The sequence below is a fragment of the Embleya sp. NPDC025285 genome (genome assembly GCF_055558835.1).
In genome coordinates, this window is the sequence record NZ_JBVHLU010000051.1 from 43763 (window position 1) to 60064 (window position 16302).

Here is a 16302-nt window from a genome sequence, read left to right on the forward strand (position 1 = left end):
TGTGGGCGCGGGACTCGAACCCGCGCGCGAGAACGCACACCGAGCGGAAAGGCTGCGACAGCGGCCCGGGTGCCGTGTACGGAGAAAGAAGCGCGTCAGTGCGCCAGTTCGGCCCAGAAAGGCGCCTCGTGCGCGGCGCTGGCGAGCAGTGCACCGGCCAGGCCCCTCACCCGTTCGGGTGGCGCGTGGCGCCAGGCGGGGAACTGGGCCAACCATGCACGGGCTTCGTTCGGGCCGTGTCCGGCTCGGCGCAACGACGGGTACAGCAGGGCGAACTGGGCCCATGCGGGTCCGGTCAGCACGCCGCCCCAGTTCAGCACCCACACCCGGGACTCGACGACGCGACCTTGTGACGTGGTCCGGTGCACGCGCAGGTTGTCGGCCAGGTCGGGATGCAGCAACGTGCCCCCGGCGAACGGAGGCCCACCGACGTGCGGTTCGTCGCCGCGCCAGCGCCGCGCGAGCAGGGGAACCCCCGTCTGCATCCACGTGCGCGCGATCCACCGCAGTTCCGCGGCCACCGGTGCGAGGTCGGGCGAGGCGGGCCGCAGATCGGCGCGACGGCCCGGCGCGTGGCCGAACACCAGTACGTGCCATCCGGAGGTGGAGCACCGGGCCAAGAGCGGAGGCGTCAGGCCGGACACGACGTGCGCGACCAACGCTTCACGCCGCATGCTCTCGACTGCCTCGCGGGCGACCCCGCCCCGGGCGGCTGCCCGAACGAAGACTTGACCGGCCTGTGTGTCGACGACCATCGACCATGTGCCGGGCCCCTGCTTGATATGCGTGAATGCCAGGAGACGACCGAAGCGCGCGGTGAGGCCACGGGTGACGTCCTCGGGCAGGTCGCAAGTGCCGTCGACGGCGATTACCCGGCGCGATGAAGCCGTCATGACGACGCCCTGCCCGTGCGTCCCCGAGGGACGGGGTGGCGGTTGCGGGCACCGATCAGACTCGCGGCGGCGAGGAAGTCCTGAGGGTGATCGCGGATGACGTCGACTCCGAACGGGCGGTGCCGCAGGACCCGATGCAGGCGTTCGCCCACCTCCCCCAAGGTGGTCACAGGACCGTGATCGTGAGCCGTCCACAGGGCCAGCCACGCCGGCACCGCCGCGACCAGGCGGCGGTGCTCGGTGACGGGCCACGGCGGGCCGATCCACTTGCGGGAGTCCTCGTGGGCCGCGACCTCCCACAACGCCGCGCGACGCACGCCGCCGCGAGCGTCGGTTCGGCACACGAAATGAGGGATCACGTGGCGATGGGCGCCGGCCACGGGCGGCACCAAGGCGATGACCGGAGGCCGGTCCCGGCGTGCCGTCCGGGCACGACGGGACAGGTCCTTCGTGGGGAGCCGGTGAATCAGAGTGCTGGTGGCCAGGGCAAGACCTACGGACTGAGGAGGCGTCCCGGCGGGCACCACCGCGACCCCGGTCGGTCCACCCGCGACGCGCATTGCCGAACGCGCCAGCGTCGCCGCGAAGGCCAGGTCCTCGGCCGGCCACCACACCACCCGACCTCGGCGCGCCGGCGGTTGACTGCCCAGCGCGACGGCCCCGGGCCCCGGGGAGACCACACGGGAAAACCATGCCACCACGCCCGGCGCCGGCATGACGCCCGAGCACGGAGTCATACCGCCCACCGCGGCTGCATCCAGTACACACGGGTGCTCCACGAACCGACCTCCTCTCCCACGGCCGCCGGACGGGACAGGACACCAGCGGTGATCCCCGAGTCCTTTCGGGCGCGAGAGGACACGGCGTCCTCCAAGAGACACGCGATCTCGTCGGCGCCCGGCCGCTTGCCCGGGTCCGGGTTGAGCGCGCGCGCCATCAACGCGGCCAGCTCCGGCACCCGGCGAGCCGTTCCCGGTGCGAAGGGGCGAGCAAGACCCCGCGCCACCGCCCCCCACACCGCCTCGCCCTGCCCGAGACGAGGCGCCCGACCGCCGAGCGCGACACGCATCGACTCCGCCAACGCCCACACGTCCGCCATCTCGGACGGCTCCGGCCCACGGCCCTGGACGACCGCGCGACCGATCTCCGGCGACGCGTACCACGGGCAACCCCCCGTGTATGCCAGAGGCGGCACGGCAGGGGTGGCGATCGAGGACATCGGCCGAGTGAGCATGCCGGAGGACCAGTCCACGATCATGGCCGCACGTTGGCCACGCTCGCACAACAGATGCTCCGGGCGCAGATCCCCGTGACGAACTCCCGCCCTGTGCAGGGCAGCGAGCGTGCGGGCACACGCCGCGGCGTCGGCCAGGACCGCGCGCGTGACACGGGGCGGCCAATCGCCCGACGCAGGCAACGAGGCCCAGGCTGCCCGCAGATGCGGCGACCACTGCCACCAGGTCGCCACCCACGCGACATCCTCACCGCCTCCTCGTGCGGCCAACAACGGACGAGGCAGCACCCCCGCGGCGTCGAGCTCGGCGACGACGTCCCCCTCGCGCGGGACCCCACGATCCGCGCCCGCCGGCGACACCTTCAGGGCGACCACGCCCCGAGGACCCGCCAACCGCCACACGCTCGATCCCGGACGCAGATGAGCCAGCACCGGCCGCCGACCAGGACCGATCAAGGCGGCCAGCGTCTCGACGACCCAGGGCGGAGGGCGCGTCGCGTCGAGATGCGGCCCAAGCGCCGCGGTTGCCCAGGACATCGAGGACACCACTCCTTGTGTGAAGACAACGAAGAGAGGGCGGAGCCGGCCCGCGATCACACCGACCGGCCCCGCATGGCCGCCCGCGTCGTCGGGTGACGCGGACAGCGGTCACGATCGGTCGCGCAAGTCCCGTACCTGCGCGACCGGACCACGAAAGTGCGACCTCACCAGGGCGTCCAGGTGGCCACCGACAGCACCGTGATCGCCAGAATGGTCAGACCCGCACAACCGGCGAGGTCGATGCAACAGCCGCGCGCGGCGCGCCATTCGCGCCCGATGTCGATCACCGGCCCAGGCCGCGGACCGCGCTCCTGGTCACGGACCCATGACGTCCTGCCGCAGCAACGTCGGATAGGCGCCGCAGCCGCCGGGCGCGTTCTCGTCTTCACTGGGCGGTCAGCTTCGAATCAAGCCGAGCCAGGGCATGCCGACGAGGGTTGTTCCACCAGCTCCAATCGCCGCATAGGCGTTCGATGCGCGTCGCCTTGTCGGCGACATCGATCACGGCCTCCGGCGTCACGTACGTCACCAACAACGCCGTCCAGGACTGAGAACACCCCAGGCGGACCGGAGAGCGGATGTCCGTCCACACGCGCGCGCCGATCCCGCCGGGAGCCTGAGCCCACGCCCACTCGCGTGCATCCCGGAGCCGAGGCCACGTCCCGAAAGGGCCTTCGGTCGACACGAGTTCGTGCGGCAGACACCCCACACCGTGCGAATAGGTGGCGACGCTCAGAAGGTCCGAGTCGGTGCCCGGTCCCCGGGCGATCACGAAAATGGCCCGTGCCGCCTGCGTGGGGTCGATCGTAATCCCGCGCGGATGCAATCCCTGATGGACAGGCAGCGACCCCCCGGGGCCGGAACTATGGCTCAGGAGCGTGCTGGAGACGACACCCAGGTTGCGGGTGTCGAGCACCCCACGCGGCGTGGCGAGCGCCATCGGATGCTGGACGATCAGCGAGAACCACCGAGGCAGGCCGACGTGAGGGTTGTCCAACCGTGCCTGACCTGCGCACGCCCAATGCGTTGCGGCTGCTGCCGTCAGTAGCCGCTCGGCGTCCCAGCGCGGGGAGCACCACTCGTCCGCTGCCCAGTTCACGTTTCCGAGAGAGGATGGAGTTCGCCCAGCCGGAGAAGGAACGTTGGCCGCACGCATGGTCGGAGAGTCCGCCGTCGCGTGAGGGGCCAGGCGCCCTTGCCGGACTTGTGATAGTGAGGCCGTCTGCTGCGGGGTCACCATGCGAGCACCGCCCACGCGGTTGTTGCCAGACCGTCCGACAGGTGTCCGTGCCGAACCGACAGCGCAGCGACGATCGATAGTCCACGGCCACTGGACGACCAGAGATCGCCCCTCACCGTCGGGATGGGACGGCGGCAGGGGCCCATGTCCACCACTGCGATGACCAGATGACGCCGGAGACAACCGACGTGGACCCGCATGATCGGGCCGTCCGTGTGCCGAACGGCATTACCAGCCAGCTCGCTCACTACGACTTCGCTGTCTTCGACCACGGGTTGGGGCACTTCCCAGCGTTCGCAGAAGTCGAGAGTCAGCCTTCGTGCTTGAGGCACGCTTCCCCGCTCACATGGCAATCCGATGACGAGTGCCCGGCGAGTGAACTCTGTCTGGAGCAGGGGTTGTTGGCGGGGTGAGGCAGGGCGGGTCAAGACCGTCACTTCTGCGACTCCAAGGCCATGAGCCACGTACAGCTCGCCGATGGATTGGGCGAGGCCAACGGCCATCCGGCCGCCGATCCGAAGATGGGCGGACCCTCGTCCGATCCTTGGGCGCGCCCTCCACGAACACGGAGGAAGCCGGGTGAGCGCGCGTGAACGTCTCCGTAGGCGACTTCGGAGTCGCCGGAGTAGCAGCGCAGACCATGATCACCAAAGGTGATCATGAGTGCGCACTGCGTGTCACTGGTAAGAGTATGGCATTGCGTAGTTCGTCATGTAACTCTCATGAGAAAACTCTCTAAATGGCTGGGATCGGCGGGATCCTTTGGGATTCTTGTCGGCGGGGGGACCGCCATCCGGCACTCTGGTCCCCCGCTCGCGACTTCGGTCGCACCGACTCGAGAGGACTTACCGATGACCGCTACGTCGTCGTCTGGACCCAGGCGCATGCAGATTGCCAAGGGGCTGACGGCGCTTCGTGGCCGAGCCGACCTGACTCAGGAAGAAGTGGCGAAGGCATGCGGTGTCAGCAAGGCCACCCTCTAGGATTCGCCGGTCGATCAGATGCGCGCCGGTTCCAAGCGGTGGGCGCGCCGAAGTCGAAGTCGGTGGGCCCTCCGGCAGTTGGCCCGCCGGAGGCGCAGTAGACCACCGTTGCTGGCAACGTTCGCCCCGCACCCGGCGGGGGCTGCGCGCGCGTTGGCCGGGTGGACGGCAGGGATGTAGCGGGCGGGATCCCTCCGTTGTCGGCGGGCTGCTTCTCCCCGGGGGACGGGCCGGCGGGCTCCCACTGCGTGCGAGCCCGCCGGCCCGTCCCCCGGGCAACTTCACCAGCCGACTACGGAGGGTCCCCGCCTCTTCTGGCCGCGCACCCATCGACCAACCGCAAGACCCAGTTAAGGCACCCGGGCGGCGTCTCACGTCACCAAATACGAAGGCCGCGACCTCTTTGAAGGTCGCGGCCAGTACAGCGAATAGTGAATCTACCCAGTGTGGTCAGCGAGTGAAGTAGCGAACCGAACCCAGGCCGCGGCGCCATACTCGACGATCGGACGAGTGGTGTCCTTGGAGTCACGGACCCCCACGGCGGCGCGTACTTGAGCCACCTCAACGCACTCGTTGCCGCCGCCGCCGCTGTACGACGACTTGCGCCAGGCGTACCCCTGCTGTGTCACTGATGCTCCTTGCGCATTTCAATCATGAACTTCCGGGACTCTGCGGTGCCGAGGGCCTGTGAGCAGAGGTATTCCCAAGCGACGCTATACCGCTGGGTCTGCGCGACCTTGTCGAGGTACAGACCACCTCCAAGAGTCTCGACGTAGACGACCCGGAGCGGGCCGCTGTCCACGATCACGAAGTGACCGAGACCAGCCGCGTGTGCTCCAACCGCGAACGGCAGTACCTGGATATCGATGTTCGGCCGCTTGGCCATCTCGCACAAGTGGTCGATTTGCGCCACCATCACAGCAGCGCCGCCGACCACTCGGCTCAGGACGGCCTGATCGATCACGACCCAAAGGTGCAAGGCGGGTTCGCGATCCAGGATGGTCTGTCGCTGCATGCGTGCATCGGCCAACGCCTCGTTGTGCTCGTCGGTTTCTCGGACCTCCTGCCCGCGGTTGATCGCCAGCGCATAGTCGCGAGTCTGAAGCAGACCGGGAACGAAGGCATTGACGAATGTCGATTCGCGATCCGCTTCGGCCTCCAGGCTCAGCAACGGATTGAGCAGGGTCGGGACAGCGTCGTTGTTGAGCCACCACCCGGCCTGGCTCTTCATACCCTTGGCGAGTTCGACCAGCCCGTCACGCTCGGCCGGAGTCGCTCCGGACGCGTCCGCAAGATCGCGAACCACTTGCCATCGGATTCCGGTGGGTGAGGTCCACTCTTCGTACCTGCTGACCGTGGAGGCACCTCCGGGCGTCGCGTCAAGTAGAGCGCTCACCCTGATGGCGCAGACGAAACGGCAGGTCAACGCCCAAGAGAGTGCGCGAAAGCTGGTAGCGTTTGACGTGTCGAAAGAGGGTGGCTCCCTTGGTCGGCGAGCACCGGACCACACCAACCACGGAGCACACCTTGAGGGATCACTGCATCATTCCCGTCGTCGCCACCGATGTCGTCGACCGACGTCACATGAACCGCCGGTCCCGCCCGGCCGGCACCGACCGCCGCTGACCTCCCGGCGCCCGGGTGGGCACATCCACCCGGCGCCGCGACAGGCGAACACCCCACGCCGTCACCGACAATGGACAAGGTCGCCGCCCGGTGTGCGCAGGTCCTGCCCTCCCTCGCGCGCCGTGTGTGGCGAGGTGAGACCTCCACGACCCTGACCGACGTCGCGGCCCGGATCGAGGTGCGCGTGTCCTACGACGCGTCGAGCCTGGATCTCAACATCCGCGACGTGCCGACCGCGCTGACCGAACGCCTGCTCGCGGTGTGCGCCGAGTTCTGGCGCGAACAGGTCGCCGCTCCCATCGCAGCCTGAAGCCCGCCCGCCCATCCGCCGGGCGCAGAGCGCCCGGCGTTCCACCGGAGTTGACCGTGACCGAGGATTTCGACACCCGCTCCCTGGTCCACGCCCTCGCCCCCTTGTTGGGCAAGGGGTGGGCGCCCGACCTCACGCACTACTCCCCCTATACCGGCGCGGTGGCGATCGCCGGCCCCGGCGGACGTGGCTGGTTCCTGTGGAACGCCACTCGCACCCATGTGGAGATCTCGGGGAACCTTCCCGACGGCACCAGTCACGGCGGCATCCGCGTGCGCGCCGACCGGGCAGCCGAGGCGTTCGCCCGAGAGATCCGCCGACGTCTGTGGGACGACTACGAAGCGGCGTTCGTCGCGGCGATGGACGGCATCGTCGACCAGGCCCGCGCCGAGGACGGTCGCCGCACCGCCGCAGCCCGCTGCCGGGCGGCGCTTCCCCCGCTCGCCCCGCCGAAGTACCGGCGGGGCGAGTACGCCGAGACCCTGTCGTGTCGCGTGCCCGGGGACGCGCCGCATGCCGGGGTGCAGGTGACCTTCTCCGCAAGCGGTGCCTCGGCCTGGTTCGAGGGCTCGTGGCTGCCGCCGGCCCTGGGGGAGCGACTGCTCGCCGAAGCCGCGCGGTTCGCGGCGGAACGCGCCGGCACCGCGTGAGCGCGGTCGACGGCCGGCCTACGGCCGGCCGTCGGCCCATCACCCGAAGGAGGGACTCGGAAACAACGTCGAACGTGCTTGAAATCAGGTAACGTTTTCGATGTCAAAAGGGGATGGTTTCCCTGGTCGGCGTTCCTCTCGCGAACACAGGAAGCAGGACAGTGAACGACACCGCGCCGCGCCGAATCCCCACGCACCAGCAGATGTTGACGGCCGTCGAGCTGTGGACGATCTGCATGGTCCGCACCGCCACGACCGCCGGCCGCGATCCCGAGGAGTTCGTTGAGGGCCTGGCCCCCGACCTCCTGCGCGCCTATCAACGCGCCTACGTGGCCGCCGTATGCGCCGGCCACAGCGGAGAGGCGGCCCACCGCGCCGCCTCGTTCAACTTCCTCGCGGCGCTGCGTGCGATGCCCGGCCGCAGGGACCTGCCACGGATGGTCGCCGACATCCACCAGGCGTATCGAAGGAAGAACGGCACCCCGGCGTTGTGAGCGCCGCTTCGGGCGGCGGGGCCACCGCCGCCCGAAGGCACGGCACGGCCCCACCCCGGCACCGCCGACTACGGCGGCGGTCCCGGGCTCCGTGCCTCCCAACCCCCACCGAGAAGGACTCCATGGACGACAAGATCCGCAAGGCCGTGCAGGCGTACTACCGATTGACGCAAACCCTCGGTGGCGCGATCGAGGACCCGTTCCGGTCCGGCGTCGCGGTGTCCGACGCGGCTCGGGAGGCCAACGCGGCCATGGCGGACGCCGGGCTGCTCGACATGTCGTTCGAGAATTTCGCCGTGCTCGTCCGGGAGGTCTACCCCGACTTTCGGTGACGACCGAACGACGCGCCGGGCCGCCGGCGTTCGCGGCGGGAGCGGCATCGAGCCGCCGCACCGTCGAGGGCCTCGCCGCCGAGCTCCGGCGCCCGGCCCATGAGCGCCCCCCGAGGAGCGACGGCCGGGGTCGGCCCGGACGGGCGCGCGCGGAACGTTCCCGGGGGCGGCGCGTGGCGTGCGGATCCTCGCCTGCCGCGTGCGTCGTCCCCGGCGCGGGACGAGGGGCCCGGCGGCCCGGTGGTCCGGGCGGGTGGGTCCCTCCGTTGCCGTCACCCTTCGGGCGTACCCGAACCGGCCCGGGGCCGCGCCGGCCGAGCCGCTCCACGATTGCCCGGATCGCGCAAACCCGGCGCGATCCGGGCAATCGCTCCACGGTCGCGCAAGCGCGAGCCGACGCGGCCCCGGGCCGGCTCGGGTAGGGGCGAGCTGCCGACAACGGAGGGACCCACCCGCCCGGGCGGCACCCTGCCCCCGCCCCCGCCTCCTCGCCCGGGACCCACCCGCGAGGGCGGGTGAACCTCTCGTCCGGCCGGGCTCGCAGGCGCCCCCGGCGGGCCAACTGCGGGAGGGGCCGGGCTTTTCGCGCGATGCTGCGGAAACGGCTCCGACGTCGAAACGCCGGCTCGCACGCGCCTCCCCAACCCCCGCCGTCCGACGCGAACCATACACGGATGGAGCACACGAAAACGCAGGTCAACGACCATGTACATGCTCGAAAGCTGGTATAGTTTTAAATGTCGGAAGGGGTTGGCTCCCCGGATGGCATCCGAACCGCACACGAACCAGGAGCACATCATGGCGACCGTCGTCACCCGTCACATCCCGCTCGTCCGCGACGTCCCCACCCGCACCGAGATGATCGAGCACGGCACCCGCGAGCAGGCGTTCGCCAAGGGCCACCTGATCGCGGTCGAGCCCACCGCGTGCGACGACGCCGGCACGCCCGCCGTGCGCGGCGAGCGCCTCCCGATCGCCTTCACCCCCGCCGCGTGGGCCACGTGCTTCGCCGACGAGGACGGCGAGCCGACCGGCATGCGCCACGTGCTCCGCGCGTTCGCCGAAGCCGCCGCCCGCGCCGCCGCCGCACCCCGCCGCACCGGTGTCGTGAACTTCGCCGCGCCCATCGTGACCGCCGCGCGCGGCACCTGCGCCCGTCTGCGAGCGGTGGCCGGCCGCAACGCCGACGGAACCGGGTTCGTGACCCTCACCCTCGCGCCCCGCTGACCCTCGCGCCGGGCGGCGGTTGGCCCGCCGCCCGGCTCCCGAACCATCCTCGACACCGCCGAGCGGTGCGCGCGAGGCCACGCCGAGGCCCACCGCACCCGGCGCGGATCCCGTCGCGCGCGCCGGCGGACGGGACGGCGACGGCATCGAGCCGCGCCGCCCCGGGCTTCGCCGCCGCTCCCTGCGGTCCGATCGAAACCCCGACCGCCCGCGAACCACCCTGCCCCAGCGCCCAGTTCCCCGTACGCGAGGGGCCGCGCTCGCGCCGACTCCCCGTGGAGAGCCCTTGTTCACGCTGACCGAACGTCCCCGACTGACCCGCCGCCGCGCCGAGTTGATCCGTGAGATCGCAGAGGCGGCCGGCCGCGCCCACGTCCGCCACCACGCCCGCACCGGCAAACCGTACGTCGCCATCGGATTCGCCGGCGGTTCGACCACGCGCGAGATGCAGTGGCTGACCGACGCCGGCTACCTGACCCACACCGGCGTCGAGCACGCGCCCGTCTACCTCACGGCCGACGCCCAGGACGCGTACGCGTACTGGCTCGCCTGCGACAGGCACAAGGGCTGGGCCGCCGCCGTCTCCGAGGAGGCGAACACCGGATGGGCCCACCCACCGACCGCATGGTTCCAAATCGTTCGCGGCGGCTGCTGGTGCGGCGCAAAGGGCGGCCACGGCGACATGCACACCGCCCGCCTGTGGGCCCGCGAACACCAGGAACAGGCCCGCTACACCGTGTGGTCCGCAACCGTCGCACGCCTTCAGCGACTCAAGCTCCAAGCGCTGGCCCGCGCGGTGGACGCCGACCACTCCTAGGGCACGCCGCGCCCGCCGCAGGCCGACACGCGCCCGCCGCCCCGACCCGAACCCCCTCCGAACCACCGCCCCGGACCGACATCCCCGCACACCACCAGGAGCACAGCCATGCGTCAGCCCGACATCCTGATCCGCCGCGACGTCAGGGGGATCGCGATGGAGTCGACCACCTATTGGACCGACGTCGAGCACGCGGCCATGTGGGTCGGCCTCTTCCCGGACGGAGAAGAGGGCGACGGCGGCCCCATGAGCACCACCGAACCGCCCGGTCCCGAGTACGAGACGAAAAGGGTTCTCGAACTCACCCACTGGCTCACCCGCAGCGGGCTGGTCGTCGAAATCGCCGAGGACCTCGACGACGCCCCCGGCATGCCGCCCCGAGGCGCACCCTGCCCGCCGTTCCGCCCCGACGGGGGCCACGGCTTCATGGCCCACCCGTACGACCCGAACAGCAGGGCCGCCCGCGAACGCGCCGCGTTCGCCGCCCTGATGGACGCGATCGAGACGTGCGCCCACGCCGTCACCGCCCGGGTGCGCGACCTGTGCGGCGACACGACGGACCACGAGGGCGCCGCCGGCGAGGCGGGCGTGACCATGGAGGTCGCGGCCCAGATGCATCGCGGGTGGCTGCACTGGTGGGACGCCAACCGCTCGATCGGCGTCGACGTCCGGGGCATGGGCGCATTCATGCACCGCCACGACGTCCGGTACGGCATCGGCCGCCGGTACTGCCCCCTGTGCGGCGCGGTGCAGTCGGACGAGGTGTTCGAGCCCTGCCGCAACTGCCCGGGACGCGTCATCCCGAACGTCGACTTCGGGTGAACGAGCCCGCCGGCCGCCCCCGCGACGGGGCGGCCGGCCCACCCCCTCGCGCCGGACGACCCCGGCCTAGCTGCCGCAAGGACACCCCGAAGCCCACCGCGACCGACCGCCGACCGCATCGGCCGCCCCTCGACGCCCGCCCCCTTCGACGGGCGCGCGCGGAACCCCCCGATCGGAGCAGTCCGACACCACATCGCAATGCTTTAAATCTGGTAGTGTTGAGCATGTCGAAACGGGCTGGCCGCCCGGGTCGACACCCGAACCGCATCCCCCACCAGGAGCCATCGTGATCCCCCTCGACTTCCACCCCTTCGGCCACGACCACCTACACGTCACCGGCGCCGACGGCACCGTGACCACCGACCTCGCGGCATGCCTGACCCATCACTACGCGGGACACGTCGCGGTCGTCATCGCCGGCACCGCCGGAGCCGTCCGCCGCGATCCCCTCATCCCCGGCGCCCGCGTCCGCCTCGACGCCTTCACCGGCTACAGCCGGGGCACCGGCGCCCACGTGGCGTGGGACGGCCGCGACGGCAAGGAACGCCGCACCACGCTCCCCGTAACGCGCCTGGGCGTGCTGCTGCCCGACGGCGAGGCCGTCCGCGCCGCCGCCCGCCTGTACTGCTCCACCCGCCCCGGAGCACCCGAGTTGATCGCCACCGGCGCCCCCGTCATCGACATCACCTACGGGCCCGCGCGCGACACCCCCGGGATCCTGCGCCTGGTCGTCACCCCCGGAATCGCCGGCACGCAGGGCGAGTTCGCCGCCGCCGGCCACCCCCGCGTCGTCACCGTCCGCGACGACAACCGACGCTCCTCCGCCGACAACGCCGCCTTGAGCGTCCGCCGTTACCTCCACGGCTGCGACCTCAAGTTGCGCGTGCGCCAGGAAGGCAGCCCGGACGCGCTCTTCAGCGCCTGAGCCACCACCCCGGCACGACCAACCCACAGGCGGGAGCATCCCCATGGACGAAGACACGTGTCTGCACTGCGGAAAGCGGATCCTCCACAGCGGCTTGTACTGCGGCGACGAATGCAGGCGCGCCGACCTGTGCAGGTGCCCCGCATCCGAGGACTGCACCTGTCCGTGACCTGACCGGCGCCCGGCAACCCCGGCAAGGCGCCTGAGCCGTGGGCGGCGGGAAACGAGAACCCGCCGCCCACACCACCGAATTCACCCGAACGGCCGACGCCGTCGCGGCGCTGGCGCGCCGCGTCGCGACGACGCGGCATCGAGCCGCGCCGCCGCGGCTTCGCCCTCGCACCCGGCGATCCCCTCCCCGAGGCGAGAACCACCTCGAGCGCGCTGCCTTCAGCCGCGATCCACCCCACCCGCCCCACGCACGGAGAAACCATGTCCTCCAAAAGAATCCTCCGAGACAAACCGCACTACCTGATGACCTGCCTGGTCATGGCGGTCATCGTGTTCCTCGTCATCGACTTCGCCTGCTACCTGATCGTCGAACTGCCCATCCGGGCCGTCCTGTGGGCAACCCGGTCCCTTCGCCAAGGCGAGCGCGCCTCGTCCTGACACCGGACTCCCCATCGGGAACCGGGTAGTACGGCGCAGCCGACGCCCACGGCGCACAGCCCCGGTCGATTGCCAGCCCCCGCCGTTCGATCCCGGCCCCAAGCCGCCCGGCCCGCCCCCGCTAGGCGGGGGCGGGCGTTCCCACGTTCCGGGCCACCCTCATGTCGTGCTCTAAATGGGGTATATTTTTGATGTCAAAGCCGGTGGTTCAACGGTATGATCCGCACTCTCTCGCGACCACCTGGAGACCATCGTGATTCCCCACGGCACCACCGCCGTCGGCATGGACGGCGCGGCCAGGATCCTCGGGAAGAGCCGTGGCACCGTGCGCAATTGGAAGCTGCACACCAAGCTCCGCACCATCCAACGGGACGGGGCCAGGATCTACCTGTGGGACGAGGCCGACGTCATCGCCTTCCGCGACGGCCGACCGCTGCCGCCCCGCCCCGCGCTCGAACCGCACGAACTCGACCTCCTGGACATCGAGGAGTCCTACGACGAGGCCTTCGCCGAGACGCCCGAGGACAAGCGGCCCACCCGCGAGACCTTCCGCGGCTACTACGACAAGGCCGTGGCACGTTTCCCGCCCACCGACCGGGAACCCGGCGGGGTTCCGCACTGGTACCGGCGCACCATGCGCGCCTGGGCCGCCAACCGCCCCGGCCCCGGCGTCGGCGGCGGGCGCCCGCCCGGACCCCAGGCCCCCAAGGTCAACGCTGCGGCCCAGGCGCGCCGCCGGCGCGCCGCGGAACTGTACGCCGCCGACCCGGACATCACGCCCGCCGCCGTCGCGGCCGACCTCGCAGTCTCCGAGCGCCAGGCCGAACGCCTGCTGGCCGCCGCCGGTCGTGTCGCCCCCACCCGCGCCCGAGCGAAGCAGCGCCGCGACGACGTCCGCGCCTGGCTCACCGGGAACCCGGGCGCCACCGCGTCCGACGTCGCGGCGCACTTCGACATCGGCCAGAGCAGTGCGGCGAAGATCCTCGCCGCACTCCGCAAAGAGTCCATCCAGGCATGACGCCCCCGTGCCGGGCCACGCGCGAGCACGCCCGGCAATCGGTGGGCGAAACACCCGAGGAAGCCCCACCCACGACGGCACGGGGACCAATGCGGGATGACTACAAGCCCACGCCGCCGCCCGCGTTCGGTGGTCCACGACGACTCCCGAAGTCGAAGGCGTACCGGCGGAGGTTCCACCGGCCCTGCCGGCGGCAGCATGCCCCCGAAAGACGACCATGAGCGCCCTCGAACCAACTCGACGGGGCCGACCACCGGGGAAGCAGTCCACGGGCGGCCGTGGCGATCGCGGGCGGCGTTCTCCCGGGGAGACTCCGCATCCGGGGGCGATTGCCTCCTCTTCGGACACCGCAAAATCTGCCGTGGTGGGAGTAGACATTGGATGGTGCTGTGGTTATGGTTTCTCTCGTAGCCAGAGAGACCGAAGGGCCCGGAGAGACGAACTGCCGGGCGCAGTACAGGTGGTCGCAGTACGCAGGACGGTTCGGTGGTGGAGTTCCGAAGCCACGGTTGTAGCGACAGGGCGACGGGACTGACGACCGGATCGGGCGGTCCGCGGCAATAGGGGCCGCCGCAAGCACAAATGAAGTACCGGTAGGTGCAGGTCGCAGTCCCCGGCAGTGGAGCAGGTGAGCAGTACCTCGGTGAAGGCGCCGGCTGCGGGCGCGCGCATCGGGAGGTTCGGCAGTGGGGTTCCAAGCCAAGCGGACGCAGGACGGGCGACGGGGCTGGCTGCCGAAGGGTGGCGCTGTGAGAGGCCACCGCAGGTCCGCAACACCGGTAGTACGCAGTAGTGCAGACGAGTAATCGCAATTCGAGGGAAGCACGGAGGAGCCGAGCACCATCGGGATCGCCCGGGCGGAAGTCTTGGACCCGGGTACCGCAGGACATCGATAGTGAGGTGGTCTCCGGTCGAGCAACCGCGATCCCCGCACCCCGACGGCAGTTCGGTCGGGTCTGCGGAAACACGAGACCGGCACAGTAATCACGGCCGGTAGATGGTGAAGCAGTTCCTTCGGGGCCCTGGTGCGCGGTACGACACCGGGGCCCCTCCCGCGTTCCCCGAAAAAGAGGAGCCGTCCGCAGGCTCACGGCGTACTCACCGATCCTTCGGGCGGCTCACGCCCGTGCGAGGTACACCGGCACGGACATCGGGGCGACGGACCCGCCGTTTCGATCGCCCACGTCACCGGCCGGCATCGGCCACGAGGCGTCCCTCCGGCGGGGTTCCGAGGCGGAGAGTGACCGCTCGCGACGAACGAGGTCTTTCGCTTCCGACGATGCCGGAAAATCTGTCATGCTCGGAGTAGACATCAGGAAAGTCGGGCGGTATGTTTTTTGCCGTAGCCAAGCGAATCAGTGAGGCGCGACAGAGACGAACTGGCGCGCGTTGTTGAGGGTTCGACAGCAGAGTCCCCGGGGCCGTTCGTTGTTCGGCAAGGGTTCCGGAGGCTGGTTGTCGGGCCGAGGATTACCCGCAGTTCGGTTGTACCCGCGGTGGCAGTACACGTTGCACACGCAGGACAGGAGAGGAAGGAGTGAACACCATCCGGATCGCCCGCTCGGCACGCGAAGACGTCGACCGAGTGGGATCCGTGGAACGCCGATATGAAAGGTGGTCCGCGGTCACGCAATTGCGATCCCCGTACCCCCATCCGTTGGGGCGCGTGCGGAACAGGTAGACCGACACACGGGTGTCGGTGGATGGTGTGGATTTCTTCGGGGCCCTGGTGCCGTACGGCGCCGGGGCCCCTCGACGCGTTTCCCGAACGACTCCCACGGACGTGAATTCCAGAGAGGCGCCGATGGCACTCGTATCCGGCTCGACCCCGACCAGGGCCGACAGGCTCGACGACGACGACTACCCCGCCTACACGATGGGCCGCGCGGCCGAGATGATCGGCGCCTCGCAGGGCTTCCTGCGCGCGATCGGCGAGTACGGCCTGATCACTCCCTTGCGTTCGGAGGGCGGCCACCGCCGCTACTCCCGCTACCAGTTGCGCATCGCCCAGCGCGCCCGCGAACTCGTCGACCAGGGCACCGCCGTCGACGCCGCCTGCCGCATCGTCATCCTCGAGGACCAATTGGAGGAGGCCCTGCGCCTGAACGCCGAACTGCGCGACGCCAACGAGACCCGAACACACGACAACAACCCCTGACCCGCCCAAACCACCCGGCGCGGATCGACGCCGCCACCGAAACCGCCGGGTCGGGTCCCCCGAGAACCCACCGGGTCCTCCTCACGAGCGGCATACCCCTGCCCAAAACGCGGCGGAGGGCGCGCCGAGGGCACCCACTCGGGCCGTGGGCCCGATCGACGATCGGAGGCAGACATGGAGCGGGACCCGGGGGACATGGCCGCCCTGGCGAAGCGGCTCGCCGCGGCGGCGGAGCAGCTGCGCATGGCCGTCAAGGGCATGGACGACCTCGGCTGGACGACCGACACGTACAACAGATCCCACCTGCGCGACATCGCGAGTTGCCTCGCCGACAGCGCCACACGCATCGCCGCCCTCCACGGACTGCCCGCCTCCCGCGACGACGCGGCCGGGCACGCACGCCGACGCACGCGACGACACCCGC

The 16302-nt window shown here is 70.6% G+C and carries 19 protein-coding genes; 11 read left to right on the forward strand and 8 right to left on the reverse strand.

Translation table 11 applies throughout. The annotated features are described in order from the left end of the window. Window positions 1-95: 95 nt before the first annotated feature. The 8 genes from ACZ4FV_RS29715 to ACZ4FV_RS29750 all read right to left on the reverse strand — a co-directional run bounded on the left by ACZ4FV_RS29715 (window position 96) and on the right by ACZ4FV_RS29750 (window position 6196). A complete protein-coding gene (locus ACZ4FV_RS29715; RefSeq protein ID WP_465323711.1) occupies window positions 96-893 on the reverse strand; it encodes a hypothetical protein in 798 nt (265 codons plus the stop codon). After that, window positions 890-1252: a hypothetical protein gene (locus ACZ4FV_RS29720; protein WP_465323712.1), complete on the reverse strand. Its 363-nt coding sequence runs from the start codon at window positions 1250-1252 to the stop codon at window positions 890-892. Before ACZ4FV_RS29720 ends, ACZ4FV_RS29715 begins: the two co-directional genes overlap by 4 nt. 374 nt (window positions 1253-1626) lie before the next feature. Continuing rightward, entirely contained in the window at window positions 1627-2664 is a 1038-nt protein-coding gene (locus tag ACZ4FV_RS29725) for a protein kinase domain-containing protein (RefSeq protein ID WP_465323713.1), read from the reverse strand. Window positions 2665-2831: 167 nt separating this feature from the next. Further along, on the reverse strand, window positions 2832-2954 hold the full coding sequence (locus ACZ4FV_RS29730) for a hypothetical protein (protein WP_465323714.1): 123 nt from the start codon (window positions 2952-2954) through the stop codon (window positions 2832-2834). Between the two features lie 98 nt (window positions 2955-3052). Continuing rightward, window positions 3053-3664, reverse strand: coding sequence for a hypothetical protein (locus tag ACZ4FV_RS29735; protein ID WP_465323715.1), 612 nt, complete (start codon window positions 3662-3664; stop codon window positions 3053-3055). 236 nt (window positions 3665-3900) lie between these two features. Then, window positions 3901-4410, reverse strand: coding sequence for an ATP-binding protein (locus ACZ4FV_RS29740; protein WP_465323716.1), 510 nt, complete (start codon window positions 4408-4410; stop codon window positions 3901-3903). Window positions 4411-5327: 917 nt separating this feature from the next. Then, window positions 5328-5519 carry a DUF397 domain-containing protein gene (locus tag ACZ4FV_RS29745; RefSeq protein WP_465323717.1) on the reverse strand — a complete coding sequence of 64 codons (192 nt, stop codon included), beginning with the start codon at window positions 5517-5519 and terminating at the stop codon, window positions 5328-5330. Next, window positions 5516-6196, reverse strand: coding sequence for a DUF5753 domain-containing protein (locus ACZ4FV_RS29750; protein ID WP_465323718.1), 681 nt, complete (start codon window positions 6194-6196; stop codon window positions 5516-5518). The genes ACZ4FV_RS29745 and ACZ4FV_RS29750 overlap by 4 nt, the downstream gene beginning before the upstream one ends. Window positions 6197-6586: 390 nt before the next feature. Between ACZ4FV_RS29750 and ACZ4FV_RS29755 the strand changes: the two genes are divergently transcribed. From ACZ4FV_RS29755 to ACZ4FV_RS29805, 11 genes are all read left to right on the forward strand, one after another. Further along, the gene (locus tag ACZ4FV_RS29755; protein ID WP_465323719.1) at window positions 6587-6826 is read left to right on the forward strand and encodes a hypothetical protein; all 240 of its coding nucleotides are present in this window, start codon (window positions 6587-6589) and stop codon (window positions 6824-6826) included. Window positions 6827-6882: 56 nt separating this feature from the next. Beyond that, a complete protein-coding gene (locus ACZ4FV_RS29760; RefSeq protein ID WP_465323720.1) occupies window positions 6883-7476 on the forward strand; it encodes a hypothetical protein in 594 nt (197 codons plus the stop codon). Between the two features lie 161 nt (window positions 7477-7637). Then, complete coding sequence (locus ACZ4FV_RS29765; protein WP_465323721.1) at window positions 7638-7970, forward strand: hypothetical protein; 333 nt, start codon at window positions 7638-7640, stop codon at window positions 7968-7970. A 122-nt stretch (window positions 7971-8092) separates the two neighbouring features. Beyond that, window positions 8093-8302: a hypothetical protein gene (locus ACZ4FV_RS29770; protein ID WP_465323722.1), complete on the forward strand. Its 210-nt coding sequence runs from the start codon at window positions 8093-8095 to the stop codon at window positions 8300-8302. A 798-nt stretch (window positions 8303-9100) separates the two neighbouring features. Further along, the gene (locus ACZ4FV_RS29775; protein WP_465323723.1) at window positions 9101-9529 is read left to right on the forward strand and encodes a hypothetical protein; all 429 of its coding nucleotides are present in this window, start codon (window positions 9101-9103) and stop codon (window positions 9527-9529) included. Window positions 9530-9815: 286 nt separating this feature from the next. After that, window positions 9816-10346 (forward strand): hypothetical protein, encoded by a 531-nt coding sequence (locus tag ACZ4FV_RS29780; RefSeq protein WP_465323724.1) that lies wholly within the window; start codon window positions 9816-9818, stop codon window positions 10344-10346. Window positions 10347-10454: 108 nt separating this feature from the next. Next, entirely contained in the window at window positions 10455-11168 is a 714-nt protein-coding gene (locus ACZ4FV_RS29785) for a hypothetical protein (protein WP_465323725.1), read from the forward strand. A gap of 286 nt (window positions 11169-11454) precedes the next feature. Continuing rightward, window positions 11455-12093 (forward strand): hypothetical protein, encoded by a 639-nt coding sequence (locus tag ACZ4FV_RS29790; RefSeq protein WP_465323726.1) that lies wholly within the window; start codon window positions 11455-11457, stop codon window positions 12091-12093. A 432-nt stretch (window positions 12094-12525) separates the two neighbouring features. After that, complete coding sequence (locus ACZ4FV_RS29795) at window positions 12526-12702, forward strand: hypothetical protein (RefSeq protein WP_465323727.1); 177 nt, start codon at window positions 12526-12528, stop codon at window positions 12700-12702. Between the two features lie 253 nt (window positions 12703-12955). Next, entirely contained in the window at window positions 12956-13720 is a 765-nt protein-coding gene (locus ACZ4FV_RS29800) for a hypothetical protein (protein ID WP_465323728.1), read from the forward strand. Window positions 13721-15524: 1804 nt separating this feature from the next. Next, window positions 15525-15878 carry a MerR family transcriptional regulator gene (locus tag ACZ4FV_RS29805; RefSeq protein ID WP_465323729.1) on the forward strand — a complete coding sequence of 118 codons (354 nt, stop codon included), beginning with the start codon at window positions 15525-15527 and terminating at the stop codon, window positions 15876-15878. Window positions 15879-16302: the final 424 nt, after the last annotated feature.

What these genes read in the sequence shown, in the direction of transcription:
- ACZ4FV_RS29715 (WP_465323711.1), bottom strand. Translation starts at nt 893, where the DNA reads ATGACGGCTTCATCGCGCCGGGTAATCGCCGTCGACGGCACTTGCGAC.
- ACZ4FV_RS29725 (WP_465323713.1), bottom strand. Translation starts at nt 2,664, where the DNA reads ATGTCCTGGGCAACCGCGGCGCTTGGGCCGCATCTCGACGCGACGCGC.
- ACZ4FV_RS29740 (WP_465323716.1), bottom strand. Translation starts at nt 4,410, where the DNA reads ATGGCCGTTGGCCTCGCCCAATCCATCGGCGAGCTGTACGTGGCTCAT.
- ACZ4FV_RS29755 (WP_465323719.1), top strand. Translation starts at nt 6,587, where the DNA reads ATGGACAAGGTCGCCGCCCGGTGTGCGCAGGTCCTGCCCTCCCTCGCG.
- ACZ4FV_RS29770 (WP_465323722.1), top strand. Translation starts at nt 8,093, where the DNA reads ATGGACGACAAGATCCGCAAGGCCGTGCAGGCGTACTACCGATTGACG.
- ACZ4FV_RS29775 (WP_465323723.1), top strand. Translation starts at nt 9,101, where the DNA reads ATGGCGACCGTCGTCACCCGTCACATCCCGCTCGTCCGCGACGTCCCC.
- ACZ4FV_RS29785 (WP_465323725.1), top strand. Translation starts at nt 10,455, where the DNA reads ATGCGTCAGCCCGACATCCTGATCCGCCGCGACGTCAGGGGGATCGCG.
- ACZ4FV_RS29795 (WP_465323727.1), top strand. Translation starts at nt 12,526, where the DNA reads ATGTCCTCCAAAAGAATCCTCCGAGACAAACCGCACTACCTGATGACC.
- ACZ4FV_RS29805 (WP_465323729.1), top strand. Translation starts at nt 15,525, where the DNA reads ATGGCACTCGTATCCGGCTCGACCCCGACCAGGGCCGACAGGCTCGAC.